A 26,566-nucleotide genomic window follows, 5' to 3' on the forward strand; every position below is an offset into this window, starting at 1 on the left:
TTCGGGGGAACGGCACTGTCAGCGCACGCGCGGGAACGAGGCAAAACGCCTCCGCTTCTTCAACCTGACGCAAAATTCTTCTTATTCTGCCCAGACGGTTGCGCGTTGGGGAAACTTTATTCTACGTCGTATTGCCTAGCCGACGAGATCAACCTAAGATTCCCCTGACATGTTCGATCCACTCTACGTCGCCTCTGGATTCGGCGTCGGCCTGCTTGTCGGGATGACCGGCGTCGGCGGCGGCTCGTTGATGACGCCGCTCTTGATCCTGCTGTTCGGTGTTCATCCCGCCACGGCGGTCGGAACCGACCTGCTCTATGCCGCCGCGACCAAGACCGGCGGCAGCGTGGTGCATGGCTGGTCGCGCAGCGTGCATTGGCCGGCGGTGCTGCGGCTCGCCTGCGGCAGCATTCCAGCGAGCGCGCTCACGCTGCTCGTGCTGTGGAAGCTCGACCTCAAAAGCGATTCCGAGCGCAGCCTCGTCAATCTGGTGCTGTGCTTCGCGCTGGTGCTGACCGCGACCTCGCTGATCTTCCGCAAGTCGATCATGGAGCGCTATCGCAGCCGGCTAGAGGGCGTCGACGATCGCACCACCGCGATTGCGACCGTCGTGACCGGCATCGTCCTCGGCGTGCTGGTTTCGATCTCGTCAGTCGGCGCGGGTGCGGTCGGCGTCACCGTGCTGCTGCTGCTTTATCCGCGCCTGCCGATGGTGACCATCGTCGGCTCCGATATCGCCCATGCGGTGCCGCTGACGCTGGTCGCCGGCATGGGGCACTGGGCGCTCGGCGACGTGGATTGGGCCTTGATGGGCGTGCTGCTGGTGGGCTCGCTGCCCGGCATCATCGTCGGCAGCTACAGTGCAACGCGCGTGCCCGAGACCGTGTTGCGGCTGACGCTTGCCTGCGTGCTGTTCGTCGTCGCCGGCAAGATCATGTTTGCGGAGCTGCACCTGTCCTCGGCGTTCGTGACGGCGTTGGCGTGGACGCATTAGGCCCGGCCGAACGACGGAATCGTAGGGTGGGCAAAGCGATAGCGTGCCCACCACCTGTCTCAATCACAGAAGATGGTGGGCACGGCGCTGACGCGCCTTTGCCCACCCTACGGCTCCGCGTTGCGGATGCTTACGCCGCCGTCCAGCCGCCGTCGATCGAGAGATTGGTGCCGGTGATCTGGGCGGCATCGTCGCTGCACAGGAACAGCGCGAGCGCGGCGACCTGCTCGGACGTGACGAACTCCTTGGTCGGCTGCGCGTCGAGCAGCACGTCGTTGATGACCTGCTCGCGCGTCAAATTGCGCGCCTTCATTGTGTCGGGGATCTGCTTCTCGACCAGCGGCGTCCAGACGTAGCCGGGGCTGATGCAGTTGCAGGTGATCTTGTGGGTCGCAACCTCCAGCGCCACGGTCTTGGTGAGACCGGCGATGCCGTGCTTGGCCGAGACGTAGGCCGACTTGAAGGGCGAAGCCACCAGCGAATGCGCGGACGCCGTGTTGATGATGCGGCCCCAGCCCTTCTTCTTCATGCCGGGGACGGCGGCACGGATGGCATGGAAGGCCGAGGATAGGTTGATCGCGATGATCTGGTCCCACTTCTCGATCGGAAACTCCTCGATCGGCGAGACGAACTGAATGCCGGCATTGTTGACCAGAATGTCGACCGAGCCGAAGGTTGTCTCGCCGAGCGCGATCATGCCGGCGATCTCGGCGGGCTTGGTCATGTCGGCCGGCGAGTAGATCGCCTTGACCTTGAACTCCTGCTCGATCTTGGCGCGCTCTTTCTCGATGTCTTCCGGCGTGCCGAAGCCGTTGATGACGACATTGGCGCCGGCGGCGGCGAAGGCGCGCGCATAAGCGAGCCCGATGCCGCTGGTGGACCCGGTCACGACGGCGTTCTTGCCTGACAGACTACCCATTTGATTCGCTCCTTTTTGCCGGGGGCGCGGAGACGTCCCCCGTGAGATCGTAGGTCACCATGGTCTCGTCGGACTGCGGCCGCTCGAGCCAGTCCCTGTGGCGCATCGACAGATGCACGTCGCGAACGCCGGCTTCCCAATGCTCGACCATGGCGACATGCGAGAAGTCGTAATCCTTTGACGAGGATTCGTAGTTCTTGCTGCGGTAGATCAGATGCACCACGGTGACGGTGCTTTCGCGCGACACTTTCGCCAGGAATTCGGCGGAAGGATCGTTCTTCAGATAGTCCGGCAATTTGCCGATCAGGTCGCGCACGGCCTTGCGGGCGTTGTGCAGCTGCTTGTTCTTGTCGGTGTTCATCCGCGTACGGCTGGAATAGCGGATGTCCTTCTCGCGCTCGGCGGCCTCCAGCAGCGAGGTCGGCAGATCGCCGCGCGCGGAAAACAAGTCGACCTGGAAGATCAGCATGTCGCGCTCGACCTCGGCGTCGAGCACGTAGTCGAGCGGGGTGTTGGAAGCGATGCCGCCGTCCCAATAATGCTCGCCGTCGATGATCACGGAGGGAAAGCCGGGCGGCAGCGCGCCGGAGGCCATGATGTGCTCCGGGCCGATTCTCTTGCCGAGCTTCTTCAACTCGTAATTGTCGAAATATTTGAAGTTGCCGGAGGTGACGCCGACCGCGCCGACCGACAGACGGGTCTTCAGGTCGTTGATGCGGTCGAAATCGACAAGACGCTCCAGCGTCTTCTTCAGCGGCGATGTGTCGTAATAGCTCTCGGCTTCGGGATGCCCCGGCGGCCACAGCGGCGCCGGCGGGACGCGCGGGACGAAGAAGCCGGGCACGCCGAAGGTGGCGATCAGCGCGGCACTGGTCGAGTTGAACAGCTCGCGGCTGTGGTCGCTCTTGCCGATCGGCTTCCACGGCACCGGCGCGGAAACCATCTCCCAGAATTCCTTGAGCCGCTTGACGCGGGTCTGCCCCTCGTTGCCGGCGATGATGGCGGCGTTGATGGCGCCGATCGAGATGCCGGCGACCCATTCCGGCTCGAAGCCGGAGCCGCACAGCGCCTGATAGGCACCGGCCTGGTAGGAGCCGAGCGCGCCGCCGCCCTGCAGAACCAGGACACGTTGCGCATTCGCGGGGATGCAGGTGGATTCCGGGCTACGATCTGTCATGGGGGAACAATAGCAATGGCGCGCCACCGTGGCGACACTCCACGACGGCGTCAATGCATGCCGGGATCAAGTCTGGCTTATCGCTCCGTCGAGGCCAGGATCATGGTCCAGAACACCTTGTACTTGGTGCCGGGAGCATAGCTCGCCGCGATGCCCAATTTTGTGACACCGCTCTTGAGCATGTTGGCGCGGTGCGGAGGCGAGTCGCGCCAGCCGGAAAAGGCTTCCGCCAGCGTGTGATAGCCGGCCGAGACGTTCTCGACGGCCGCGGTCGCGGGATAGCCGCCGGCGGCGAGGCGCTTGGCCAAGGGCGCGCGGACGTCATGGTCCATCTTGTTGGCGGCGGCCATGGCCTGGGATTGGGATTCCGCAAGCCGCATCAGATCGGGGTCGACCACGACCGTGCCGAGCATGTTGTTCTGGCGGTATTGCGAGATCATGATCGCGGCCGCCTGCGCATCGAGCTTGGAGCCCGGGACCGCCATGTCGGCATACATCGACGGCTGCTGGACCGGTGCCTCGTTGCCGGCACAGCCGGCGAGCAGCAAAGTGATAAGAATTGCGGCCGCAGCGCGCATGGAGTGCCCCCGAATGAGGGGCCGTTGTTGCATATCAACAATGGCTGAAAGGTGAATTTTGAGGAAAATTTGAGCCGCCGTTCCGGGGCAGGTACGCAGCACGACCCCGGAATCTCGCGCGACAAGCTCGGGATTCCGGGTCCGATACTCCGCATCGCCCCGGAATGAGGCGGCTTCAGCCCGCAAATATCCGGTAACGGCGTGGCTCGAGGCCGATCGTATCGCCGGCGCGCAGTTCCTTGTCGCGGGGGGCGTCGATCTCGATGGTCTTGCCGCCTGACAATGCGACCTCGGCCCTCTGCACGGGGCCGAAATTGCGGACATGCTGCACGGCGCCCTCGAAGGCGCCGCTGCCGGGCGGGCCGACCAGCATGTCATGTCGCCGCACGAACAGTCTTGACGCGCCAGGCGCGAGCCCGTCCGCCGCAAGGGCGAGCGGCCGATCGCCGAGCCTGACGATGCCACCCTCGACCTGAACCGGGAGTTCGATGGATTCGCCGATGAAACCGTGAACGAAGGCGCTTGCCGGGCTTTCATAGACGTCGTCGGGCGAGCCGATCTGCTCGATCCTGCCCTTGTCCATCACAACGACGCGGTTGGCGACTTCCAGCGCCTCCTCCTGGTCGTGGGTGACGAAGATCGAGGTGACGTGGATCTCGTGGTGCAGCGAGCGCAGCCACCTGCGCAGCTCCTTGCGCACCTTGGCATCGAGCGCGCCGAACGGCTCGTCGAGCAGCAGGATCCGCGGCTCGATCGCGAGCGCGCGGGCGAGCGCGATGCGCTGGCGCTGGCCGCCGGAGAGCTGGCTCGGATAGCGGCCGGAAAGCCAGTCGAGCTGCACGAGATCCAGCAGCTCCTTGACGCGCGCGCGAATGGTCGCTTCGTCCTTACGGATTGCGCGCGGCTGCACGCGCAGGCCGAAGGCGACGTTCTCGAACACCGTCATGTGGCGGAACAGCGCGTAATGCTGGAACACGAAGCCGACATGCCGCTCGCGCGCGCCCTGCGCCAACGCATCCTCGCCGTTGAACAAGAGCTCGCCCGAGTCCGGCCAGTCGAGCCCGGCGATGATCCGCAGCAGCGTGGTCTTGCCGGATCCGGATGGGCCGAGCAGCGCCAGCAGCTCGCCGTCATTGACTTTGAGGTCGACGCCGTCGAGGGCCTTGAAGCTGCCAAACGTCTTGACGAGATTCCTGACTTCAATGGTCACTTGGGTCTTGTCCTTCGTGCAGATGGCGTTCGAGAACGGTCTTCGCGATCAGCGTGATCAGCGCCAGCATCGCGAGCAGCGAGGCAATCGCGAAGGCGGCGACGAACTGGTATTCGTTGTAGAGGATCTCGACCAACAGCGGCATCGTGTTGGTCTCGCCGCGGATATGGCCGGAGACGACCGAGACCGCGCCGAACTCGCCCATCGCGCGCGCGTTGCAGAGCAGGACGCCGTAGAGCACGCCCCATTTGATGTTGGGCAGCGTGACGCGGAAGAAGGTCTGCAGGCCCGAGGCGCCGAGCGAGATCGCGGCCTCCTCCTCCTGCGTGCCCTGCTCCTGCATCAGGGGGATCAGCGCGCGCGCCACGAACGGGAAGGTCACGAAGGTGGTGGCGAGCGCGATGCCGGGCACCGCGAACAGGATCTGGATGTCGTGATCCCTCAGCCAGCTGCCGAAATAGCCCTGCGCGCCGAACAGCAGCACGAAGACGAGGCCGGAGATCACCGGGCTCACCGAGAACGGCAGGTCGATCAGCGTGATCAGGAAGATCTTGCCGGGGAAATCGAACTTTGCAATCGCCCAGGCCGCGACGAGACCGAAGACGAGGTTGAGGCCGACCGAGATCGCCGCGACGATCAACGTCAGCTTGATGGCGGCCAGCGCTTCCGGCTCGGCGAGTGCGGCGAAATAGGCGAGAATCCCCTTGGAGAAGGCCTGCGCGAACACGACCACCAGCGGCAGCACGACGAAGATTGAAAGAAAGATCATCGCCAGCGCGATGATGATGATGCGCACCGGTCGCGGTTCGGTGCGCAGGTTGTCCCGCGCGGCTTCCGCATGCGCCCGTGCCTTTGCCCGGGCCTCGGCGTCGGGGGCCGCGAGCGAAACGGAATCTGCCATCTGCATCGTCATGAGTCCGTCCTCAACGCGCCGGCATCCGGCTCTGCGCCCAGCGCTGGAGCCGGTTGACTGTCAAGATGACGACAAAGGACACCACGAGCATGACCACCGCGATGGCGGTCGCGTCGGCATAGCGGTACTCGGAGAGCCGGATCACGATCAAGAGCGGCGCGATCTCGGACACGTTGGGCAGATTGCCGGCGATGAAGATCACCGAGCCGTATTCGCCGACGGCGCGGGCGAAGGCGAGCGCAAGCCCGGTGAGCAGAGCCGGCGCAAGCGAGGGCAGGATCACGCGGATGATGGTCTGCCAGCGGTTGGCCCCCAGGCTGCCCGCGGCTTCCTCGATCTCGGGATCGAGATCCTGCAGCACCGGCTGCACCGTGCGCACCACGAATGGAATACCGATGAAGATCATGGCGACGAAGATGCCGACCGGCGTGAACGCCACCTTGATGCCGAGCGCCGCGAGCGGCGCTCCCAGCCAGCCCTTCTCGGCGAACAGCGCTGTCAGCGCGACGCCCGCGACCGCGGTCGGCAGCGCGAAGGGCACGTCGACGATGGCGTCGAACAGCCGGCGGCCGGGAAAGCGGTAGCGCACCAGCGCCCAGACGATGATGCTGCCCATGACGAGATTGACGCAGGCCGCCGCGAAGGCGAGGCCGAAGGAGACGCGCAGGGCATTCAGGGTGCGGCGGCTGGAGAGGATATTCCAGAACTGCTCGGGACTGAGCTCGAGCGACTTCAGGAACAGCCCGGCGAGCGGAATGAGGATAATGACGGACAGCCAGGACAGCGTCAGTCCCATCGTGAGACCGAAGCCCGGCAATGTCCGGCGTCGTGCTGCGATTGCGCTCACCAGGCCCCCTGCTAAAGCGTCTTAAGACAGCGTCCGATCAGTTCTTGTAGATCTGGTCAAAGATGCCGCCGTCGGCGAAATGTTCCTTCTGCGCCTTGGTCCAACCACTAAAAACGTCGTCGATCGTAAATAGTTCGACCTTGGCGAAAGCGTTTTCGTATTTTTTGGCGATCTCGGCATCGCGTGGACGGTAGAAGTTGCGCGCCGCGATCTCCTGCCCCTCCTTGGTGTACCAGTACTGGAGATAGGCGTCGGCGGCGTTGCGGGTGCCTTTTTTGTCGGCAACCTTGTCGACGATGGCGACCGGCGGCTCGGCCAGGATCGACTGCGGGGGCGCCACGATCTCGAACTTGTTCGCGCCGAACTCCTTCAGCGCGAGGAACGCCTCGTTCTCCCAGGCGAGCAGCACGTCGCCGACGCCGCGCTCGACGAAGGTCACGGTGGCGCCGCGCGCGCCGGTATCGAGCACCGGCACCTGCTGGTAGAGCTTTCCGATGAAATCCTTGGCCTTGTCGGCCGAGCCGTATTTCTTCTGCGCAAAACCCCAGGCCGCGAGATAATTCCAGCGCGCACCGCCCGATGTCTTCGGGTTCGGCGTGATCACGGCGACGCCCGGCTTGACCAGATCGTCCCAGTCCTTGACGGCCTTGGGATTGCCCTTGCGCACCAGGAACACGATGGTCGAGGTATACGGTGATGAATTCTGCGGCAGCCGCTTCTGCCAGTCGGCCGCGGTAAGGCCTTTGGCCGCGATCGCATCAATGTCGTAGGCGAGTGCGAGCGTCACCACGTCGGCCTGCAAGCCGTCGATCACGGCGCGGGCCTGCGAGCCGCTGCCGCCATGCGACTGCTTGATCTCGACGCTCTTGCCGGTCTCCTTCTGATAGGCATTCGCAAATGCCTTGTTGAACTCGGCATAGAGCTCGCGCGTCGGATCGTACGACACGTTCAACAGGTTGATGTCAGCGGCGAGAGCCGAGCTTGCCAAGAAACCGGTCAAGACGAGGCCTGCAGCGAGCGGAACGATACGGCGCATCATGTCCATCTCCATTCACTTCACTGACGTCGGTGTCGGCGAAGGCAGGCGAAACTCGCGGCGAAACGCGCTTAAGTCAACGAAACCGGATTTTCTTGTTCGCAGCGTGGCGACGTGGCTGTGCTACGAAGTCTTCATCGTGTGGATGCCGCATTCTGTCTTGGCTCGGCCGCGCCAGCGACCGGCGCGTTCATCCTCGTCTTCGGCCGTTCTGCTCGTGCAAGGCATACACCCAACCGACCGGAAACCGGAGGCGACCAGGGGATGACGCGGCAATTTGGCGCGGACGAAAATCGCCTCGAGTTCCTCGCGCGAGACGTTGGCGAACGGATTGAACTTCAACCGCACACCATCGTCCTCGACGACCGGAATGTCGGTGCGCGCATTGCCCTGGAAGCGTTTGCGGCCGTTGAGCCAGGCATCAAAGGGCTTCAGCGCACGCGCCAGCGGCTCGACCTTGCGGATGCGGCAGCAGGCGTCCGGATCGGAGAACCAGAGGTCGCGGTCGGGATCCTCGCGCGACAGGCTCTCCGCGGCCGGCTTGATCGAGCGGACATCCTTCAGACCCAGCGTCGCGATCAGCGTGTCGCGATAGGCCAGCGTCTCCTCGAACAGCCAGCCGGTGTCGAGGAAGATCACGGGGATCGCCGGGTCGACATCCGCCATGACCTTCAGCAGCGTCGCCGATTCCGTGCCGAAGGACGACACCAGCGCCAGCTTCTCGCGCCCGACCGTCTTCAGCGCCGCAGCGACGATCTCCGCGGGCGAGGCATCGCGCAGGGCACGATCGAGCTCCTCCGCGGAAGGCCGCGCAGAAACGGAGGCCCGAGCGAGCTGGGACGCAACGACGTTCACGTGCCGACCCCCTCGGAGTGACGCAGCTGCATGCGGCGGTGCAGCGCGGTGATACGGCCATCGCCGGTCGGCTGGTAGAACACCGAATAGCGCTTGGCGGTCTGCATGAAGGCTTCCGCGTCGGCCTGCTTCTTGACCTCGAAGGCATCGAAGCCGGCGCGCAGCATGAACACGAACTGGTCGCGCAGCACCTGGCCGGTGGCACGCAGTTCGCCGCGGTAGTCGTAGCGCTCGCGCAGCAGGCGCGCCTGGCTGTAGGCGCGTCCGTCCCGGAAGGTCGGGAACACCAGCGCGACGGCGGCAATCTTGCCGAGATAGGGCACGAGCTCGCTGATGTCGCGGTTGTTGGGCCAGATCACGCCGACCTTGCCCGAACGATTGAGCAGGCTGTCGGCCTCGCCCAGGAAGCGCTCGGCCGGCACCAGGATGTCGCCGCCCTCGGGCAGCGGCGTGTCGACGGCGAGCTTGACGAAGCTGTCGGCCGTGATCTTTCCGCCTTTAACGAGTGGCATAGACGCGCTCCTTGAAGGGTTCGACGCCGAGGCGCTTCACGGTGTCCATGAACAGCTCTTCGGGCCGCTCGCGCAGCGCCAGATAGGCTTCCACGATGTCCTCGACGACGTCGGCGACCTCATCGAACTTGACGCCCGGCCCGATCAAAGTGCCGAGCGCGGCGTTCTCGTCGGCACGGCCGCCGATGGTGATCTGGTAGACTTCCTCGCCGTTCTTCTCGACGCCGAGAATGCCGATATGGCCGACATGGTGATGGCCGCAGGCATTGATGCAGCCGGAGATGTTGATGTGGAGCCGGCCGATCAGATTGGCGAGCTCGTGATTGGCGAAGCGCCGGGTCAATTCCTGCGCGATCGGGATCGAGCGCGCATTCGCCAGCGAGCAATAATCGAGCCCGGGGCAGGCGATGATGTCGGTGATCAGGTTGACGTTGGGCGTTGCGAGCCCGAGCTTGTCGAGCGCCTTCCACAGCGCCGGCAGGTCGCGCTTGGCGACATGCGGCAGCGCCAGGTTCTGCTCATGGCCGACGCGGATCTCGCCGAAGGAATATTTGTCGGCGAGATCGGCCAGCGCGTCCATCTGCTCGGCGGTGGCATCGCCCGGAGGCCCACCGGTTGGCTTCAGCGAGATCGTGACGATGGAATAGCCCTGCACCTTGTGCGGCGCCACCGAGTTCTTGCGCCACGCCTCGAAATCAGGATCGGCCGCGGCCTGGCGCAGCTCGTCCGGCATGTGCGGCAGCTTCTCGTACGCCGGATAGGTGAAGCGGGAGCGGATGTCCTCGATCACCTCGTCGTCGATCTGGAGCGAGGAATTGCGGATGTGCTGCCACTCGTCCTCGACCTCGCGCGAGAACTTCTCGATGCCGAGCTCGTGCACCAGGATCTTGATGCGCGCCTTGTAGATGTTGTCGCGGCGGCCGTACTGATTGTAGACGCGCAGGATGGCCTCGATGTAGCTGAGGATGTCGCGGCCGTGCACGAAGTGCTTGATGGTCTTGGCGATGAACGGCGTGCGGCCGAGACCGCCGCCGACCAGCACCTCGAAGCCGGTCTCGCCCTTCTCGTTCTTGATCAGGCGCAGTCCGATGTCGTGGATCTTGATCGCGGCGCGGTCGTGGTCCGAGGCGGTGATCGCGATCTTGAACTTGCGCGGCAGGAACGAGAATTCCGGATGCAGCGTGGTGTGCTGGCGGATCAATTCCGACCAGATGCGGGGATCCTCGATCTCGCTGGGCGCGACGCCGGCCCATTGGTCGGAGGTGACGTTGCGCATGTTGTTGCCGGAGGTCTGCATCGCATGGATGCCGACCTTGGCGAGATCTTCCAGCGCGTCCGGCAATTCGGCGAGCTTGATCCAGTTGAACTGGATGTTCTGCCGCGTCGTGAAATGGCCATAGCCGCGGTCGTATTTCCGCGCGACATGCGCCAGCGCCCGCAGCTGGTTGGTCGCCAGCGTGCCGTAGGGGATCGCGACGCGGAACATGTAGGCGTGCAGTTGCAGATAGACGCCGTTCTGAAGCCGCAGGATCTTGAACTCGTCCTCGGTGAGCTCGCCGGAGAGGCGCCGCTTCACCTGGTCGCGGAACTCCGAGACGCGCTCGTTGACGAGCGTGCGGTCGATTTCGTCGTAAGCATACATAAGAAGATGCCTTAAGCCTGGGCCGACTGTCCGATGGTCACACCGGTGCGGCGAATCTGTTCGCGCAGATTGCCGGGTTCGATCTTGCCGTCCGCGCCGACCTGCACCGGGGCGATATAGGGGCCGATCGCGCCGACGTCATCGGCGACGGACTCCGCAAGCAACGCCTTGGCCTCGTCGGAGTTGCGCACGATCGCGGCTTCCGAGAGGTCCGCGGACCAGCTCTTGGCGGCGGTGCGGTAGACCACGATGCCGTCCCAGGTGCGGTTGGCGGTCACGATCGAGGGGCCGGCGATCTTGATCTTCTTCTGTTCGAGTGGGGAGGTCATTCGGCTGCATCCAATAGGTCAGAGATGATTTGGTTGGGTGTCTGGCGGCGAAGCGAACCGGCATGCCGGACCACCTCGCCGATGATGAGAATGGCAGGACCGCCATTGGCCCGCCGTGCGAGCTCGGGAAGTTCGCGAAGCGTGCCGATCGCGCCTTGCGCATCGGGGCGCGTGACGCGGGCGAACACACCGACCGGCGTCTCCGGCGAACGGCCCGCACCGAGCAGGCCCGCGCGCACGGCGGGTGCCGCGGACGCGCCCATGTAGACGACGACGGTCATCCTGGTGTCGGTCAGCGTCGACCAGTCCACGGCTTCCGCGTCGCGCGCCTTGTGCGCGGTGAGGAAGGTGATGCGGGTCGCCTCGTGGCGGTAGGTGAGCGGCACCTCGAAATCGGCGGCGCCGCCGAGGCCTGCGGTGATGCCGGGAACGATCGAATAGGGAACACCTGCAGCGCGCAGCGCTTCGATCTCTTCGCCGCCGCGCCCGAACACGAAGGGATCGCCGCCCTTCAGCCGCACCACCCGCTGGCCGGCTTGCGCGGCCTCGATCATGCGCTGGTTGATGGCATCCTGGCCGATGCCGGGCTTGCCGACGCGGCGGCCAACGGCAACGCGCGTGGTGTCGCGGCGGATGCGGTCGAGAATTTCGGCCGAGACCAGCTCGTCATGGAAGACGATGTCGGCGTCCTGCAACGCGCGCAGCGCCTTGATGGTGAGAAGATCGGGATCGCCGGGACCGGCGCCAACCAGCGCCACCGAGCCTTGCGGCTTGTCCGCGCGGGCGAATTCGGAGGGATCGGAAATGGCATTGAGGGCGGCGTCAGCTTCGATCTTGCGGCCGGTGAGCACGGCGGCACCGATCGGACCGTCGATCACCCGCTCCCAGAAGCGGCGACGCAGTGGAAACTCGGCGATACGTTCGTTGATGGATTTGCGGAAGCTGCCGATGAACTCGGCGAGTTCGCCGATGCGCGCCGGAAGCAGCGCCTCGATCTTCTCGCGCACGCGCCGCGCCACCACCGGCGAGGTGCCGCCGGTGCCGACCGCGACCACGACATCACCGCGATCGACGATCGCCGGAAAGATGAAGCTCGAATGTTCGAGATCGTCCATGACGTTGACAGGCAGGCCGAGCGTCTTGGCGCGAACCGACATCGCCACGCCGACATCGCCGGCGCCCGCGCAGACGACGGCGATGACACCCGAGAGATCGGCGGTGAGCGGATCGCCCGTCAGGATTTCGATACGCGCCGCATCTTCCGCGCCGAGGCCGAGGTCCTGATTGCCGTCGATCGCGTGCACGCGGATGCGCGCGCCGGCGGCGGTGAGCACGCGCAGCTTGGCGCGCAAAAGCTCGCCCGCGCCGATGAGAACCACCGGACCGGCCTTGAGATCGAGGAATACCGGCAAGAACCGCATACGATACCCGCTTCCCCCACATCCGGGGTTGACTGGAATTATTTTCTATATATGTGTCGTTTCGAGCGCGCAAAGAGAAAATTTTTTCTTCTCTTCTGCATCGCAACTATAGAATTTTCGCCTCCAAACGCAAAGTGGCAGAGATGCATCTTCTCAAGGACGATTCCGCTTCTGTCGGAATGAGCAGCAAAGCCCCCCTCGCACGCGCGGGCTCGCAAAAATTTTCTGCCGATGTTGCGCCGAGCATGGACCATCTCGACCAGCTCGAGGCGCAGAGCATCTACATCTTCCGCGAGGCCTTCGCCCGGCTGAAGAAGATCGCGCTGCTGTGGTCGCTCGGCAAGGACTCCAACGTCATGATCTGGTTGGCGCGGAAGGCGTTCTTCGGCAAGATGCCGTTCCCGGCCCTTCATGTCGACACCGGCAAGAAGTTTCCGGAGATGTACCGCTTCCGCGATCATTACGGCAAAGAGTGGGATCTCGATCTGCGCGTCGAGCCCTGCCCGCCCATCGATGCCGTCGATCCGACATTGCCGCCGGCCGCCCGCTCCGCCGCGCGCAAGACCGAAGGCCTCAAGATGGCGCTCGCCAAGTATGGCTTCGACGGCCTAATCGCCGGCATCCGCCGCGACGAGGAAGCGACCCGCGCCAAGGAGCGCGTGTTCTCGCCGCGCGGCCTCGAAGGCAATTGGGACGTGCGCGACCAGCCGCCGGAGTTCTGGGATCATTTCAACGCCTCGCCGCCGCAAGGCGCGCATTTGCGCATCCATCCGATCCTGCATTGGACCGAGGCCGATATCTGGGCCTACACCAAGCGTGAGAACATCCCGATCATCCCGCTCTATCTGTCGAAAGACGGCAAGCGCTACCGCTCGCTGGGCGATCAGGACATCACCAACCCCGTGAACTCGACCGCGTCGACCATCGACGAGATCCTGATCGAGCTCGAGCAGACCAAGGTCCCGGAGCGCTCGGGGCGCGCGCTCGACCACGAGACCGAGGATGCCTTCGAGCGCCTTCGTGTCGCCGGCTATCTCTGACCTCAAGGACGCATCGCGGTCATGAACATGCTCGTCACTCCCGCTTCGCCTGCGACCCCGAACGGCACCACCCGTCCGCAAGTGCGCATCGTCATCGTCGGCCATGTCGACCACGGCAAGTCGACGCTGGTCGGCCGCCTCTTGCACGAGACCGGCAGCCTGCCCGACGGCAAGCTGGACATGCTGAAAGCCGTCAGCGCGCGGCGCGGCATGCCGTTCGAATGGTCGTTCCTGCTCGATGCGCTGCAGACGGAGCGCGACCAGGGCATCACCATCGACACCACGCAGATTCGCTTCCGCACCAATTCGCGCGACATCGTGCTGATCGACGCGCCCGGCCACGCCGAATTCCTGCGCAACATGATCACCGGCGCCTCGCAGGCCGACGGCGCGGTGCTGATCATCGACGCGCTGGAAGGCGTACGCGACCAGACGCGACGGCACGGTTATCTGCTGCATCTGCTCGGCGTGAAGCAGGTCGCGATCGTCGTCAACAAGATGGACCGCGTCGACTTTTCCGCCGATCGCTTCAAGGAGATCAGCGACGAGATTTCCGCGCATCTGAGCGGCCTCGGCGTGACGCCCACCGCGGTGATTCCGATTTCCGCCCGCGACGGCGACGGCGTCGCTGAGCGGACCGACCGGATCGGCTGGTACAAGGGCCCGACCGTGGTCGAGGCGCTTGACAGGCTCGAGCCGGCGCGGGCGCTGGAAGCGCTGGCGCTGCGCCTGCCGGTGCAGGCGATCTACAAGTTCGACGACCGCCGCATCGTGGCGGGCCGCATCGAGTCCGGCAGCCTCAAGGCCGGCGACGAGATCGTGATCATGCCGGCCGGCAAGATCGCCAAGATCAGGACGGTCGAGAGCTGGCCGGTGACGCCGGTCACCGGCCGGCAAGGCGCCGGCCGTTCGGTCGGCATCACGCTCGACCGCGAATTGTTCATCGAGCGCGGCGACATCGTCGCGCATGCCGGCAGCGCCCCGCGCGAGACGCGGCGGCTGCGCGCGCGCATCTTCTGGCTGCACGACAAGCCGCTCGCCAAGGGCGACCAGCTGCTGGTTCGCTGCGGGCCGAAGGAAAGCCGCGCCACCGTGGTGGCGATCGAGAAGGCGGTCGATCCGGGCGAGCTGTCGAGCACCGAGAACAAGGCGATCGGTCGCAACCATGTCGGCGAGATCGATATTTCTCTTTCGAATCCGATTGCCACCGATCCCTACACCGAGAACCCGCGCACCGGCCGGCTCGTGATCGAGATCTCCGGCCGCATCGCCGGCGGCGGCCTGGTGCTGTCGGTCGACGCCGGACAGCGCGCCGTGCCCGTCGACATCGTGCCGGTGGAATCGGCCCTGCGTCCCGACGAACGCTCCGCGCGCTATCAGCACAATGGTGCCGTGGTCTGGCTCACCGGCCTGCCCGCTTCCGGCAAGTCGACACTCGCCAAGGCACTGGAGCGGCGGCTGTTCAGCAATGGCGGCTCGCCGATCCTGCTCGACGGCGACACGCTGCGCGCCGGCCTCAACAGCGATCTCGGCTTCTCTGCCGCGGACCGCAGCGAGAACATCCGCCGCCTCGCGGAAGTCGCGACGCATCTGGCGCGTAACGGCCACATCGCCATCGTCGCCGCGGTCTCGCCGGCCCGCGAGGACCGCGCGACCGCGCGCCGCATCGCCGACACCGTCTTCCGCGAGATCCACGTCGCAACGCCTGCCGAAGTGTGCGAGGAGCGCGATCCCAAGGGCCATTACAAGAAGGCGCGCGCCGGCGCGCTGGTCTCGTTCACCGGCATCGGCAACGATTACGAGGTGCCGCAAGCGGCCGAGCTGGTGATCGACACCTCGAAGCGGACGGTTGCGGAAGCAGCGGATGAGATCGAGCAGATGCTGAAAAGGACAGGCGTGCTGTTCGACGAGGCCGTAGACCTCGCCGCGAATATTTGAAGCCTACGCTGTTTGTTGGCGCGCTCACTGTCACCACGCCGACAGTGCGTTCCCTCCTTGTGGGGAGGGTTAGAGAGAGGGGTTCACACGGGGACTCTCCATCAGCGTGAGCCGATTTCCTCGTCAATTCCGACGCACCTTTTGCTTGGCTACCCCTCTCCCCCGCCCTCCCCCGCAAGGGGGGAGGGAGCGCAGTTGTGCGCGCGGCGCCAAGCTGGCTCAATCAGTGTAGAACCAGCAACTCGCTGACCTCGTCTTGACATTTTGACAAGCTCCTGGGGGTCTTCTCACCGCCCCGGTTTTGGGGCTAATAGGACCCCGAAAGCCGCCCCTGGTGGGCGCATTTTGCTGCTGTCGGGTCAAAAGCAGCCAAAAACAGCCATTTCCAACAAGAAAGCCCATCATGAAACGCGTCGACGCCCACGGATTGAAGATCGCCCCTGTTCTGTTTGATTTCATCGCGAAGGAAGCGGCCCCGAAAACGGGGATCGCACCGGATGCGTTCTGGGCCGGACTTGCCGCCATCGTCAGGGATCTGGGGCCGAAGAACCGTGCGCTGCTCGCGGTCCGCGACACGCTGCAGGCCAAGATCGACGACTGGCACCGCGCCAACAAGGGCAAGGCTTTCGACCCCAACGCCTACACCGCCTTCCTGAAGGAGATCGGCTATCTCGTCCCGGAGCCGGCGACCCAGACGGTCGAGACCGCCAATGTCGACGAGGAGATCGGCAAGATCTGCGGTCCGCAGCTTGTCGTCCCCCTCACCAATGCGCGCTACGCGCTGAACGCGGCGAACGCGCGCTGGGGCTCGCTCTATGACGCGTTCTACGGCACCGACGCGATTCCGCACGACGCTGCCGAGAGCGGCAAGGGCTACAACAAGGCGCGCGGCGACAAGGTGATCGCCAAGGCCAAGGCGTTCCTCGACGCCGCCGTGCCGCTCGCGACCGGCAGCCACACCGACGTCACCGCCTACAGCGTCGTCGCGGGCCAGCTTGCGGTGAAGCTGAAGAGCGGCAATGCCACCGCGCTGAAGAACGCGGCACAGTTCGCCGGCTTCCAGGGCGATGCGGCTTCCCCGAGCGCGGTGCTGCTCGTCAACAACGGCCTGCATGTCGAGGTCAAGATCGACCGCAGCAGCGCGATCGGCAAGGACGATCCGGCCGGCGTCGCCGACATGATCATGGAGGCCGCGGTCTCCACCATCCTCGACATGGAGGACTCAGTTGCCGCTGTCGATGCCGAGGACAAGGTGCTGGTCTATCGCAATACGCTGGGCCTGATGAACGGCACGCTGTCGGCCGACTTCGAGAAGGGCGGCAAGACGCTGACGCGCTCGCTCAACGCCGACCGCCTGTACAAGACGCCCGACGGCAAGGGTGAGCTCAAGCTGCACGGCCGCAGCCTGCTGTTGATGCGCAATTGCGGTCACCACATGTTCACCGACGCGGTGCTGGACGAGAACGGCGAGGAGATTCCGGAAGGCCTGCTCGATGCCGCCGTCTCCGGCCTGCTCGCCATCCACGACCTCAAGGGCAATTCCAAGGTCAAGAACAGCCGCACCGGCTCGGCCTATATCGTCAAGCCGAAGATGCACGGCCCGGACGAGGTGTCGCTGACCTGCGAGATCTTCGACCGCGTCGAGAAGATGCTGGGCCTCCCCGAGAACACGCTCAAGGTCGGCATCATGGACGAGGAGCGGCGCACCACCGTCAACCTCAAGGCCTGCATCCAGAGCGCCTCCAAGCGCATCATGTTCATCAACACCGGCTTCCTCGACCGGACCGGCGACGAGATCCACACCTCGATGGAAGCGGGCCCGATGATCCGCAAGAACGAGATGAAGGCGCAGGCCTGGATCAAGGCCTATGAGGACTGGAACGTCGACATGGGCCTGACCTGTGGCCTGCCCGGCCACGCCCAGATCGGCAAGGGCATGTGGGCCGCGCCCGACAAGATGGCGGACATGCTGGCGCAGAAGCTTGGCCATCCGCAGGCCGGCGCCACCACCGCCTGGGTACCCTCGCCGACCGCTGCGACGCTGCACGCGCTGCACTACCACCAGGTCAACGTGACCGCGCGGCAGGAGGAACTCACCAAGGGCGGGCCGCGCGCAAAGCTCTCGGACATCCTCACCATTCCGGTGTCGAAGTCGAACTGGGCACCCGACGACGTCAAGCAGGAGATCGACAACAACTGCCAGGGCATTCTCGGTTATGTCGTGCGCTGGATCGATCAAGGCGTCGGCTGCTCCAAGGTCCCCGACATCCACGATGTCGGGCTGATGGAGGACCGCGCCACCTTGCGCATCTCCAGCCAGCATCTCGCCAACTGGCTGCACCAGGGCGTGATCACCGAGGCGCAGGTGATGGAATCGCTGAAGCGCATGGCAGTCGTCGTCGACAAGCAGAACGCCGGCGATCCGATCTACAGGCCGATGGCGCCCGCCTTCGACGGCGTCGCCTTCAAAGCCGCATGCGACCTGATCTTCAAGGGGCGCGAGCAGCCGAACGGCTACACCGAATACATCCTCACCGCGCGCCGCCGCGAGGCCAAGGCTCTTGGATAAAAAGCTCGGCTGAGCGAAGTCACAGAAGCGTCAAAAGCCCCGGCCTCGCCGGGGCTTTTTTGTCGGGCGAAACGTCGCGGCGGGCCGCGGAACAGGCCGCGCGGCGCTCGCGTTGTCAGGCCATCAACCCCACGGGAGATGGTCATGGACTGGAATCGGATCGAAGGAAACTGGAAGCAGTTCAAGGGCTCGGCCAAGGAGAAATGGGGCAAGCTCACTGACGATGATCTCAGCTTGATCGAGGGCCGCCGCGAGCAGCTCGAGGGCCGGCTCCAGGAACGCTACGGCAAGGCCAAGGACCAGGTTCGGCAGGACGTCGACGACTGGCTCAAATCGCTGCACTGAAGCGGACGCAAACGAAGCCCCGGCTCACGCCGGGGCTTCTTGTTGCACGCATACCCCGTACCGTCGCTAAAGCATGATCCGGAAAAGTGCGCAGCGGTTTTCCGAAAAGATCATGCTTAAACAACAACCTAAAGCGCGATGACGATTCATCCTAATCGCATCGCGCTTTAGAACACCGCGAGATATTTCAACAAGGACACGATCCCGATGATGATGACGACCACGCGCGCGATCTGCTTGGCGCGACCATCCATCGGCAGCATGTTGATGAGATAAAGGACGAGAATGACGACGAGAAAAGTGACGAGCACGCCCACCAGCATCGCGAGACCCCCTTCAGGCAAATTGCGACCAGTATCCTAACGCCTGTCGCCTGCGCTGGTTCCATCGCTGCAACCCATTGTAATTTCTAGAAAAATATGCACCTCTCCGATTAGCTTCGGCCCCGATCCACCAGATCATCGGCAAGGTCAACGAAATCGCCGCCGTCAGGAACGGCGCCAGGCTTCGGCGCGCCACGGTCCCGCCTACTCCTTCGCCACAACCGGCACCTGGCGGAATCTGGCGCGCACCGAGTCCGGCAGCGGCGAGAAGTTCATCGCGACGCCGCGGCGGTCGTTGGCGTTGCGGCTGGCGACCACGAGACCATCGGCGCCGGCGACGATGTCGCCCTTGCGCAGCGTCGGATCGTCCTCGACCTTGACCTGCGCCAGCCCGACAGAATCCTTGCCGTTGCAGGTGCAGCCGGAGACGATCTCGTTGCGATAGCGGTACGCATTGGGCAATTCGGAATAGGATTTTCCCTTGTCGGTGGTGGCGTCGTCGATGTTGCTGCCATAGACCAGCGAGGTCTCTGACGCCGGACAGAAGCTCTTGCAGGATTGCGCCTTGCTCTCGGCATCATTGCCTTGCGCCGGGAAGTAGCGACCATCGCAACCGCGCACGCAATAGGCTGTGCCGCCACCATAGAAGGCGCGCTGGCGCGGTGCGTCGTAGCGTGGCATGTCGTCGTTCGGGAACGGCATCCGGATCTCGGGCGGCGGCCGCATCCGGAAGCCGCCGAACAGGGCCGAGAAGAAATCCTCCGCTTGCGCCGACGGTGTCTGAGCCACGCCGGCGGCAGCAATCACCAGGATTGCCAGACCGGCAGCCAGCTTGCCGTTCATACCTCTGCTCATGTCACCTCGCTCAAGCCCTAGTTCACCGCCGAGGACGCCGAGATATTCAGCGCGTGCCTGCCCGAAGGCAGCGTCGTCACGGCCGGACGCTTGCGCACGGTGTCGCCGCCCCGGGCCATCAGCGGCGCATTCTTCGGCAGCACCACGACCCTGGCGCCGACATTGACGCGGCCGAACAGGTCGATGACGTCCTCGTTGGTCATGCGGATGCAGCCGGAGGAGACGAACTTGCCGATCGTGGAGGGATCGTTGGTGCCGTGGATGCGGTATTGGCTGGAGCCGAGATACATCGCACGTGCCCCGAGCGGGTTGCCGGGGCCGCCGGCGACGAAGCGCGGCAGATAGGGCTGACGCGCGATCATCTCGGCCGGCGGATGCCAGTCCGGCCACTCCGCCTTGCGGCTGACGCTCTGCACACCGGACCAGGTAAAGCCTTCGCGGCCGACGCCGACGCCATAGCGAATGGCGCGGCCGTTGCCGAGCACGTAGTAGAGATAGGTATTATTGGTGTCGATCACGATGGTGCCGGCCGGCTCGCTGCGGTCGAAGCCGACGATCTGCTTGCGCAGGCGATCGGGGAGCTGGGCATCTTCGTCGTCGGCCGCCTGCGGCGCCCCGTTGACGTAACCCTGCGAGTAGCCTTGATCCTGCGGGTACGATTGCAGCTGCATCGGGCTATAACCGAACGTCTGTGCGCTCGCGCCGCCGAACGGCACTCCGAGCAGAACGGTTGCGATGGCGAATGCGGTGACGACGCGCGGCGAAGAGCTGCGACGGACTGCAGAGAACTTTGTCATGTGCTGCCCCGTGGGATGTGTGCACCAGGGTGATGCGCCTTCCCATGAACTCCGCGGGGGCGGCCCAAGTTCCAGCGCGGCGCGCGGCATCCTTGTCACAGTCAAGAGAGCACCGCTTCACGAAGCCGCGATGGAACCGGCGTACGGCTCGCGCATTATCCGTCACCAATGGGCGCGCGGTGCGAGGCTTCCGTGCGGGAGAGAGATTGTGCGCGTCCTTCCGAGTGAAAGTTTGATTCCCGGCAACAGCGCAGGCGACCCGCTTCCCGACAGCCGTGTCGAGCTGCCGCCGGTGATCCGGCGCACCGAGTTCGTCGCCTTTGCGCTCGCAGGTCTGTTGCTGATTGCCGTCGTCACCGTGCTCTACGTCGGAAGGGCGTTCTTCCTGCCTGTGGTGATGGCGTTCGTCACCGGCACCATGCTGTCGCCCGCGGCGGGCTTCCTGGAGCGGTACAAGGTCCCGCGCGCGGTCGGTGCCGTTCTGATCGTGGTCGTCGGGACCGCAGTGGTCGCCTTCGTCGTGGCGCTGATCGCCTCGCCGGTATTCGAGTGGAGCACGCGCCTGCCGGAGCTCGGCGCGCGATTAAAGGACAAATTGCACGTGTTCGACCGGCCGCTTTCGCTGTGGCGAGAGACGCAAGCCATGCTCGGCGGCTCCGAAGGGTTGCCGAGCTTCCATATGCCGAAGGTCGAGTGGGTGCAGCCGACGCTGGAATTCCTGTCACCGACCTTCACCGAATTCCTGCTGTTCTTCGTCACCCTGATCCTGTTCATCGCCAGCTGGCGCGACTTGCGGCGCGCCATGATCATGAACTTCGGCGATCGTGACGCGCGGCTTCGCACGCTCCGGATTCTCAACGAGATCGAGGAGCATCTCGGCAATTATCTCCTGACCGTGACCCTCATCAACGTCGGCGTCGGCGTCGCCACCGGTCTCATCTGCGCGCTCACCGGCATGCCCAATCCCGCCGGGCTCGGCGCGCTCGCAGCAACGCTCAACTTCATCCCGATCATCGGGCCGGTCGCGATGTTCGTGGTGCTGGTCCTGGTCGGGTTGGTTGCCTTCCCGACCATCGGCGGCGGCCTGATGGCGGCACTGGCCTTCGGCGGGCTTACCTTTCTGGAAGGGCACTTCATCACCCCGACCATCATCGGCAGGCGGCTCGCGCTGAATGCACTTGCAGTCCTGCTCGCGCTGGCATTCTGGACCTGGATGTGGGGCCCGATGGGCGCGTTCCTGTCGTCGCCGCTCCTGATCGTCGCGCTGATCCTCAAGGAGCACCTGTTGCCGGCGGATTCGCCGCAGCTGCCGCAGGACTGACCGGTTTCCGCGAACGGAACTTCCCCGGTGACGAAACGTTTTCCGGCTATCGCAGCCGTCAACAGTTCGGAGCTCCCGATGTCCACGACCAGTGCCGAAGCCGGGATGAAAGACTGGACCGACAAAGCCACCAGAGAACGCCTCGAAAAGGATGTAGCAGCCGTGAAAAGCGATATCGCCGCCCTTACCGACCAGATCACCGACGCGCTCAACACCTTTGCCAATTCCACCAGCAAGCAGGCCCGCCGCGGCTACCGCCAGGCGCGCGAGAATGTCGACACCGCGATGGACGACATGTCGGAGCGCGGCAGTGCAATGATGGACGCGGCCCAGGAGGCCTATGGATCGATCGAGGAGACGCTCGAAGACGCGATCACGCAGCGGCCGCTCGTGACCGTCGGACTTGCGCTCGGGATCGGCTTCCTGATCGGCGCCGCCTGGCGCCGGTAGAATGCGCGAGGGGGCTTTGGAACGGCGGCGCGACCGCGCCGCCGATGCCGGCTTGTGGACGGATAGGCTTGTGGGGATTTGAGGAGCAAGGGCCATGTTTCAGCGCATCATCGACGGGATCAGCGCATCCACGGGCACGACTGTGCGGCTGACCTCCCTGGCCGCAGGCGCGGCGTTCGCGCTGTTCATCACCACGTGCTTCCTGTGCGCGGCGGCATTCATCTCCGTGCTCAATACATATGGTCCGGTGCAAGCCTGCCTCGCGGGTGCCGGCGTTTTCTTCCTCCTGACCCTGGCCGCGGCAGTGAGCTACTGGGCCTACAAGCGCGAGCTGCGCAAGCAAGCCCAGATCGCGGCCGAGCGCGCCGCGAAGTCGGCGGCCTCGAGCATGCTCGCGGACCCCATGCTGCTCGCCACCGGGCTCCAGATCGTTCGCGCCATCGGCGTCAAGCGGCTGTTGCCGATCCTGGCGATCGGCGGTGTCGCCCTCGGCATCCTCGCGAGCCGCGCCGGCATGCCCGACGAAGTATCGGCCGAACCGGCCGAGTAAGCACGGGATTACGTCAAGAATATTTCGTCGCAAGACGCGCGCGGGCCCGCGGCGGTATTTATTTGCCCGATTTTGCATGATTTTGAGCGCCCGACCATCACTCACGCAAACGCTACTCGGATGGGCAGCCGGTTGCCGCTAAAAGCGTCAACCTGATTCTCAAAGCTAATTTACTCAATGAAACCGTCCGTCCAGGCAAACCTTGCCGCATTCCGTCATGACGCCAGGCTGTATTTGACGCTCGGCATCGCCAACTGGTCGATCTTCGTCGACCACATCCCGAACAACATCGTCAACCTGCTGACGCTGCGCAACTTCGGCTTCAGCGGCGCCGCCGACCTGTTCGTATTCGTGGTCGGTTATGGCGTCGCGGTCATCCACGGCCGAATGGCGCTGGAGCGCGGCTATCTCGTCGCCGCAACGCGCATCTTCCATCGCGTCTGGCGGCTCTATGCCGCCTATGTCGTGCTGTTCGTGATTTACATCGATACCATCGCCTACGTCGCCTCGCAGTCGATGGCGCCGGAAATCATCCACGAATACAACATCTCGGGGATCCTCGATCACCCGCTGCGCATCCTGGTCCGCGGCCTCGTGCTCCTGGAGGAGCCGCTTAACCTCGACCTCCTGCAATTGATGATCCCGCTGATGGCCTTCTTTCCCTTCGCCCTGTGGGGCCTGTTGCGGCGGCCGAACGTGACGCTGGCGGCATCGGTCGCGCTGTATCTTGCCGCGCGCTGGTTCGACTGGAATTTTCGGGTCTATCCGGATCAGGAATGGACCTTCAATCCGCTCTGCTGGCAGATGCTGATGGTGCTCGGAGGCTGGTTCGCCGTGACAGGCGCATCGGGGCGCGCGCTACGCGACATGCCGTGGCTACGGATACTCGCCGGGACCTATCTGGTATTCGCGATGGCCGTCACCTTGCTGCGCCATTCGCCGCAATTGTCCCATTACCTGCCGGACCTTCTCCTCGACAGCATCGCACCGACCGACAAGGAAAACCTCGCGCCCTATCGCGTGGTTCACTTCCTCGCACTCGCCTTCCTCGCGACTCATCTCGTTCCGGCCGATCACCCCGGCCTGAGTTTGAAGCCGCTCCAGGCGGTCATCAGATGCGGCGAGGAATGGCTTGCCGTGTTCTGCGTTGGAGTGTTCCTGTCCTTTGCCGGACATCTCATCCTGATCACCAGCGCCAATCTGGTCGCGATGCAGATCGTGGTGAGCCTCGCCGGATTCGCCGCGATGACCGCGGTGGCCTATTATGTCGCCTGGTCGAAGTGGCAGGATCTGCCCAAGGCCTTGCGGCAGCAGGCCTAGCGCGACGCGATTTTCCTAGGCCGGCCGCCGCGGCTGCGCTATCCCGAAGCTGGAGCGGGTGCGCGAGGAGACCGGGCGTGGTGACGGTGAATGGCGGGGGTGACGGGGCCGACAGCGCCCCCCGGCGCGGCCGACCGCGATCGATCGAGACCAGCAACGCCATTCTCGAAAGCGCCTATGCGCTGATGGCGTCCACCGGCCTTGCGGCCACCACCATCGACGCCGTCGCCCGCCACTCCGGCGTCTCCAAGATGACGATCTACAAATGGTGGCCGTCGCGCGAGGCGCTCTTGATCGACGCCTTTCTTCGACATGCCGCGCAGATGCTGCCGCTGCCCCCGGCGAGCTCCGGCAGCCCGGCGGCGCGCGCGCGCCGTCATGCCGTGGCCTATGCCGAGGCGCTCCAGGGCGAGTTCGGCAAGGTGCAACTCGCCGTCATCTCCGAATGCATTTCCAAGACCGGCTCCGCCGAACTGTTCTACGCCCGCTATCTGCAATTCCGTCGCGACGCGCTGGTGGAGATGATCGCGGCGGGCCAGAACGACGGCAGCATCCTGGCCGAAGGCCCGGCCGAGGATCTCTACGATGCGATCTACGGCAGCCTGTTCTACCGCTACGTCTTCGGCATCGCGCCGATCACGCCTGGCTACGCGCGCAATCTGGTCGATCTGATCTTGCGGCCGAAAGATTAAAGCGCGATGCGACTAGGATGAATCGTCATCGCGCTTTAGGTTGTTGTTTAAGCATGATCTTTTCGGAAAACCGCTGCGCACTTTTCCGGATCATGCTTTAGCCGCGGGCAGGCCGCACCGGAGCCGAGATCTTGTCCGTGCGATCGCGTTCGGACATGTCGACCACCGTCTCCATCGGCGCGGTCAGCTCATAGACGTAGGAGACGTCGGTGAAATAGCGCTTGGCGGTGCCGCCGAGCGCCTCAGGGGCGACACGGTCGAGCAGGATCAGGCCGAAATCGGAATCGGGGCGGCGAGTCGCCTCGCTGGTGTTGAACTCCTCCCAGCGAAAATTGAAGATCTCCTCGCTCCCCTCGCCCGTCACCGTCCAGTTCGCAGTGATGTGCGGATGCTTTCCGACCAGCGACAGGCCTTCGTCGGAATGCGAGGCGAGCTCGAAGAACAGCAGCGACAGGCTCTGCGCCGCGCGCGCGCTGACCGCGATATCGGGACCGGTGACGGCGATGCGGTCGGCATGCGGGATGGCACGCGCCTCGAACAGGCCCTTCAGCTTCACGCCCTGCCACTGGCTCTCGCTGAGCAGCGAGACCACGTTGGACATGGCGTGGATGCGCCCGATCAGGAGCTCGCGGGCGACGTCGATGTCCGCGCCATGGCGCAAGGTGCGCGTCACGATCGACTGGATCACGGCCAGGATATTCTTGACCCGGTGGTTGAGCTCGTCGATCACCGCGGTCAGCCGGCGCTCGAAGCCGATTCTGACCTGGATTTCCCGACTGAGCCGCAGATTGTTGTAGGCAACATAGCCGAACAGACCGCACACCATCGCAGTGATCGCAAAGCCGATGGCCGCCACGATGATCGCGGTCTGCTCGGCACGGCGCACCGAGTTGGTCTTGGCGTAATAGCCGAGCTGCCAATCGCGGCCTCCGAAGCTCACCGTGCGCATCGCCGACGGCGCCGGTCCGTCCGCCGCCGCACTGCGCGTCGAGACCACGCCTTGGTCGTTGGCGATCAGCTCGCCGCCTTCCTTGCGCGGATCCCTGAGCGCGACCGAGAACAACGACATGTCGTCATTGGTCAGCATCAGCGAGGCCAGCTCGTAGGAGAACGTGATGAAACCGGCCGGCTCGGTCGCCCCTTCGGGAATGACGGGCGCAGCCACGATGACGCCGACGGGCCCGTTCCCGTGCAGCAGCGGAAGCGGGTCCGAAGCCACCGACTTTTTCTCGGTCCGGGCGCGTGTCAGCATGGCGCTGAGAACCGGGTCCTGGTCGTAACTGCGGCCCGGCAGAGCCTTGGTCTCGTCACTGCGCGGCTCGAGATCCAGCAGCACGTCGATCGGCGCGGTGATCTCGGCCGGATTGATCGGCTTGTCGTCATAGCTGCGGATTTTCGGATTCGGGAAGCCGGCGCCCTCAATGGCCTCCTGCGCCGCGGTCAGCTCGTCCGGCTTCAGCCGGGCGATCCAGCCGGCCACCACGAAATCCGTCTTGAAGGCGTAGATGGCCGAGCGCAGCGGCTCCAACATGTTCGGCTTGATCACGGACGGCCTGCGGAACAGGCCCGAGGCGACGCGCGCGAGCAGTTCGCGCTCGGTGAGCCGGTCCTGGACCAGGCTGGCATGAACGTCGATCGCGCGCGCGAGCGCGATCCGGTCCAGCGCCAGTTCCTGGTCGTGGACGCGATAGGCTGCAAGCCCGGAGAGCAGGGCTCCAAGCAGTGCGATGAAACCGATGATGAAACCCAGCCGGACCACGCGACTACTCAGGCCAAAGCGGGAGGTCGGCAACGAACAGGGAGCATATGAACGCCGCTCGAACGGCCATGTGCCGAAACAGGGTGGACCCCAGTGGCAGAGATAATGAAGGAGGAGACATCGGTACGCAACGTAGGTCGCCTGACAAGCTTAATCGGCCCGGCCGATGGTCCG

At 64.6% G+C, this 26,566-nt stretch carries 26 protein-coding genes; 10 read left to right on the plus strand and 16 right to left on the minus strand.

The genetic code is table 11. The annotated features are described in order from the left end of the window. The first annotated feature begins 169 nt into the window (after window positions 1-169). On the plus strand, window positions 170-994 hold the full coding sequence (locus E4K64_RS29175; protein ID WP_135166551.1) for a sulfite exporter TauE/SafE family protein: 825 nt from the start codon (window positions 170-172) through the stop codon (window positions 992-994). Between the two features lie 130 nt (window positions 995-1,124). Here E4K64_RS29175 and E4K64_RS29180 read toward each other — a convergent pair whose 3' ends face one another. The 12 genes from E4K64_RS29180 to cysG all read right to left on the minus strand — a co-directional run bounded on the left by E4K64_RS29180 (window position 1,125) and on the right by cysG (window position 12,433). Beyond that, window positions 1,125-1,913 (minus strand): 3-hydroxybutyrate dehydrogenase, encoded by a 789-nt coding sequence (locus E4K64_RS29180; protein ID WP_135166553.1) that lies wholly within the window; start codon window positions 1,911-1,913, stop codon window positions 1,125-1,127. Next, window positions 1,906-3,090: a DUF3734 domain-containing protein gene (locus tag E4K64_RS29185; protein WP_135166554.1), complete on the minus strand. Its 1,185-nt coding sequence runs from the start codon at window positions 3,088-3,090 to the stop codon at window positions 1,906-1,908. The genes E4K64_RS29180 and E4K64_RS29185 overlap by 8 nt, the downstream gene beginning before the upstream one ends. Before the next feature lie 77 nt (window positions 3,091-3,167). After that, window positions 3,168-3,668 carry a CAP domain-containing protein gene (locus tag E4K64_RS29190; protein WP_135166556.1) on the minus strand — a complete coding sequence of 167 codons (501 nt, stop codon included), beginning with the start codon at window positions 3,666-3,668 and terminating at the stop codon, window positions 3,168-3,170. Between the two features lie 175 nt (window positions 3,669-3,843). After that, window positions 3,844-4,878 (minus strand): sulfate/molybdate ABC transporter ATP-binding protein, encoded by a 1,035-nt coding sequence (locus tag E4K64_RS29195; RefSeq protein ID WP_135166558.1) that lies wholly within the window; start codon window positions 4,876-4,878, stop codon window positions 3,844-3,846. Further along, a complete protein-coding gene (gene cysW / locus E4K64_RS29200) occupies window positions 4,868-5,791 on the minus strand; it encodes a sulfate ABC transporter permease subunit CysW (protein WP_135166559.1) in 924 nt (307 codons plus the stop codon). The genes E4K64_RS29195 and cysW overlap by 11 nt, the downstream gene beginning before the upstream one ends. A gap of 10 nt (window positions 5,792-5,801) precedes the next feature. Then, complete coding sequence (gene cysT, locus E4K64_RS29205) at window positions 5,802-6,638, minus strand: sulfate ABC transporter permease subunit CysT (protein ID WP_167772321.1); 837 nt, start codon at window positions 6,636-6,638, stop codon at window positions 5,802-5,804. A gap of 37 nt (window positions 6,639-6,675) precedes the next feature. Then, window positions 6,676-7,677, minus strand: coding sequence for a sulfate ABC transporter substrate-binding protein (locus E4K64_RS29210; RefSeq protein WP_167772322.1), 1,002 nt, complete (start codon window positions 7,675-7,677; stop codon window positions 6,676-6,678). A 120-nt stretch (window positions 7,678-7,797) separates the two neighbouring features. Further along, window positions 7,798-8,529, minus strand: coding sequence for a phosphoadenylyl-sulfate reductase (locus E4K64_RS29215; protein ID WP_135166562.1), 732 nt, complete (start codon window positions 8,527-8,529; stop codon window positions 7,798-7,800). Continuing rightward, window positions 8,526-9,041 (minus strand): DUF934 domain-containing protein, encoded by a 516-nt coding sequence (locus E4K64_RS29220; RefSeq protein ID WP_135166563.1) that lies wholly within the window; start codon window positions 9,039-9,041, stop codon window positions 8,526-8,528. The genes E4K64_RS29215 and E4K64_RS29220 overlap by 4 nt, the downstream gene beginning before the upstream one ends. Next, the gene (locus tag E4K64_RS29225; RefSeq protein WP_135166565.1) at window positions 9,028-10,683 is read right to left on the minus strand and encodes a nitrite/sulfite reductase; all 1,656 of its coding nucleotides are present in this window, start codon (window positions 10,681-10,683) and stop codon (window positions 9,028-9,030) included. Before E4K64_RS29225 ends, E4K64_RS29220 begins: the two co-directional genes overlap by 14 nt. Window positions 10,684-10,694: 11 nt before the next feature. After that, window positions 10,695-11,012 (minus strand): DUF2849 domain-containing protein, encoded by a 318-nt coding sequence (locus tag E4K64_RS29230; protein WP_135166566.1) that lies wholly within the window; start codon window positions 11,010-11,012, stop codon window positions 10,695-10,697. Continuing rightward, window positions 11,009-12,433, minus strand: coding sequence for a siroheme synthase CysG (gene cysG / locus E4K64_RS29235; RefSeq protein WP_135166567.1), 1,425 nt, complete (start codon window positions 12,431-12,433; stop codon window positions 11,009-11,011). The genes E4K64_RS29230 and cysG overlap by 4 nt, the downstream gene beginning before the upstream one ends. A gap of 245 nt (window positions 12,434-12,678) precedes the next feature. Between cysG and cysD the strand changes: the two genes are divergently transcribed. The 4 genes from cysD (at window position 12,679) to E4K64_RS29255 (ending at window position 18,325) form a co-directional block, all read left to right on the plus strand. Then, window positions 12,679-13,473 carry a sulfate adenylyltransferase subunit CysD gene (gene cysD, locus E4K64_RS29240; RefSeq protein WP_126259757.1) on the plus strand — a complete coding sequence of 265 codons (795 nt, stop codon included), beginning with the start codon at window positions 12,679-12,681 and terminating at the stop codon, window positions 13,471-13,473. Window positions 13,474-13,494: 21 nt separating this feature from the next. Next, complete coding sequence (cysC, locus tag E4K64_RS29245; protein ID WP_135166569.1) at window positions 13,495-15,411, plus strand: adenylyl-sulfate kinase; 1,917 nt, start codon at window positions 13,495-13,497, stop codon at window positions 15,409-15,411. Window positions 15,412-15,814: 403 nt separating this feature from the next. Next, window positions 15,815-17,980: a malate synthase G gene (locus E4K64_RS29250; protein ID WP_135166571.1), complete on the plus strand. Its 2,166-nt coding sequence runs from the start codon at window positions 15,815-15,817 to the stop codon at window positions 17,978-17,980. 144 nt (window positions 17,981-18,124) lie between these two features. Beyond that, window positions 18,125-18,325, plus strand: coding sequence for a CsbD family protein (locus E4K64_RS29255; RefSeq protein ID WP_164718867.1), 201 nt, complete (start codon window positions 18,125-18,127; stop codon window positions 18,323-18,325). A 167-nt stretch (window positions 18,326-18,492) separates the two neighbouring features. Here the strand turns inward: E4K64_RS29255 and E4K64_RS29260 are convergent, their stop codons facing one another. The 3 genes from E4K64_RS29260 to E4K64_RS29270 form a co-directional block, all read right to left on the minus strand. After that, the gene (locus tag E4K64_RS29260) at window positions 18,493-18,648 is read right to left on the minus strand and encodes a Thivi_2564 family membrane protein (protein ID WP_007599832.1); all 156 of its coding nucleotides are present in this window, start codon (window positions 18,646-18,648) and stop codon (window positions 18,493-18,495) included. 204 nt (window positions 18,649-18,852) lie between these two features. After that, a complete protein-coding gene (locus E4K64_RS29265; protein ID WP_135166572.1) occupies window positions 18,853-19,503 on the minus strand; it encodes a DUF2865 domain-containing protein in 651 nt (216 codons plus the stop codon). A gap of 17 nt (window positions 19,504-19,520) precedes the next feature. Continuing rightward, window positions 19,521-20,300, minus strand: a complete 780-nt coding sequence (locus E4K64_RS29270) for a L,D-transpeptidase (protein WP_135166573.1) — start codon at window positions 20,298-20,300, stop codon at window positions 19,521-19,523. A 208-nt stretch (window positions 20,301-20,508) separates the two neighbouring features. Between E4K64_RS29270 and E4K64_RS29275 the strand changes: the two genes are divergently transcribed. The 5 genes from E4K64_RS29275 (at window position 20,509) to E4K64_RS29295 (ending at window position 24,633) form a co-directional block, all read left to right on the plus strand. Next, window positions 20,509-21,621 carry an AI-2E family transporter gene (locus tag E4K64_RS29275; RefSeq protein WP_167772323.1) on the plus strand — a complete coding sequence of 371 codons (1,113 nt, stop codon included), beginning with the start codon at window positions 20,509-20,511 and terminating at the stop codon, window positions 21,619-21,621. 78 nt (window positions 21,622-21,699) lie between these two features. Continuing rightward, a complete protein-coding gene (locus tag E4K64_RS29280) occupies window positions 21,700-22,071 on the plus strand; it encodes an ElaB/YgaM/YqjD family protein (protein WP_135166575.1) in 372 nt (123 codons plus the stop codon). Between the two features lie 94 nt (window positions 22,072-22,165). Further along, window positions 22,166-22,621, plus strand: coding sequence for a hypothetical protein (locus tag E4K64_RS29285; RefSeq protein WP_135166576.1), 456 nt, complete (start codon window positions 22,166-22,168; stop codon window positions 22,619-22,621). A 177-nt stretch (window positions 22,622-22,798) separates the two neighbouring features. Continuing rightward, on the plus strand, window positions 22,799-23,941 hold the full coding sequence (locus tag E4K64_RS29290) for an OpgC domain-containing protein (RefSeq protein ID WP_135166577.1): 1,143 nt from the start codon (window positions 22,799-22,801) through the stop codon (window positions 23,939-23,941). 80 nt (window positions 23,942-24,021) lie between these two features. Further along, a complete protein-coding gene (locus E4K64_RS29295; protein WP_430642536.1) occupies window positions 24,022-24,633 on the plus strand; it encodes a TetR/AcrR family transcriptional regulator in 612 nt (203 codons plus the stop codon). Window positions 24,634-24,730: 97 nt separating this feature from the next. Here the strand turns inward: E4K64_RS29295 and E4K64_RS29300 are convergent, their stop codons facing one another. Beyond that, window positions 24,731-26,392, minus strand: a complete 1,662-nt coding sequence (locus tag E4K64_RS29300; RefSeq protein ID WP_135166579.1) for a CHASE domain-containing protein — start codon at window positions 26,390-26,392, stop codon at window positions 24,731-24,733. Window positions 26,393-26,566: the final 174 nt, after the last annotated feature.

This window comes from Bradyrhizobium frederickii (assembly GCF_004570865.1).
Classification (GTDB): domain Bacteria; phylum Pseudomonadota; class Alphaproteobacteria; order Rhizobiales; family Xanthobacteraceae; genus Bradyrhizobium; species Bradyrhizobium frederickii.

Coding starts and splice junctions, on each gene's coding strand:
- E4K64_RS29210 (WP_167772322.1), bottom strand. CDS start 7,677: ATGATGCGCCGTATCGTTCCGCTCGCTGCAGGCCTCGTCTTGACCGGT.
- E4K64_RS29180 (WP_135166553.1), bottom strand. CDS start 1,913: ATGGGTAGTCTGTCAGGCAAGAACGCCGTCGTGACCGGGTCCACCAGC.
- E4K64_RS29230 (WP_135166566.1), bottom strand. CDS start 11,012: ATGACCTCCCCACTCGAACAGAAGAAGATCAAGATCGCCGGCCCCTCG.
- E4K64_RS29190 (WP_135166556.1), bottom strand. CDS start 3,668: ATGCGCGCTGCGGCCGCAATTCTTATCACTTTGCTGCTCGCCGGCTGT.
- E4K64_RS29280 (WP_135166575.1), top strand. CDS start 21,700: ATGTCCACGACCAGTGCCGAAGCCGGGATGAAAGACTGGACCGACAAA.
- E4K64_RS29285 (WP_135166576.1), top strand. CDS start 22,166: ATGTTTCAGCGCATCATCGACGGGATCAGCGCATCCACGGGCACGACT.
- E4K64_RS29255 (WP_164718867.1), top strand. CDS start 18,125: ATGGACTGGAATCGGATCGAAGGAAACTGGAAGCAGTTCAAGGGCTCG.
- E4K64_RS29265 (WP_135166572.1), bottom strand. CDS start 19,503: ATGAGCAGAGGTATGAACGGCAAGCTGGCTGCCGGTCTGGCAATCCTG.
- E4K64_RS29225 (WP_135166565.1), bottom strand. CDS start 10,683: ATGTATGCTTACGACGAAATCGACCGCACGCTCGTCAACGAGCGCGTC.
- E4K64_RS29250 (WP_135166571.1), top strand. CDS start 15,815: ATGAAACGCGTCGACGCCCACGGATTGAAGATCGCCCCTGTTCTGTTT.
- E4K64_RS29175 (WP_135166551.1), top strand. CDS start 170: ATGTTCGATCCACTCTACGTCGCCTCTGGATTCGGCGTCGGCCTGCTT.
- E4K64_RS29290 (WP_135166577.1), top strand. CDS start 22,799: ATGAAACCGTCCGTCCAGGCAAACCTTGCCGCATTCCGTCATGACGCC.
- cysG (WP_135166567.1), bottom strand. CDS start 12,433: ATGCGGTTCTTGCCGGTATTCCTCGATCTCAAGGCCGGTCCGGTGGTT.
- cysC (WP_135166569.1), top strand. CDS start 13,495: ATGAACATGCTCGTCACTCCCGCTTCGCCTGCGACCCCGAACGGCACC.
- E4K64_RS29185 (WP_135166554.1), bottom strand. CDS start 3,090: ATGACAGATCGTAGCCCGGAATCCACCTGCATCCCCGCGAATGCGCAA.
- cysD (WP_126259757.1), top strand. CDS start 12,679: ATGGACCATCTCGACCAGCTCGAGGCGCAGAGCATCTACATCTTCCGC.
- E4K64_RS29270 (WP_135166573.1), bottom strand. CDS start 20,300: ATGACAAAGTTCTCTGCAGTCCGTCGCAGCTCTTCGCCGCGCGTCGTC.
- E4K64_RS29220 (WP_135166563.1), bottom strand. CDS start 9,041: ATGCCACTCGTTAAAGGCGGAAAGATCACGGCCGACAGCTTCGTCAAG.
- E4K64_RS29260 (WP_007599832.1), bottom strand. CDS start 18,648: ATGCTGGTGGGCGTGCTCGTCACTTTTCTCGTCGTCATTCTCGTCCTT.
- cysW (WP_135166559.1), bottom strand. CDS start 5,791: ATGACGATGCAGATGGCAGATTCCGTTTCGCTCGCGGCCCCCGACGCC.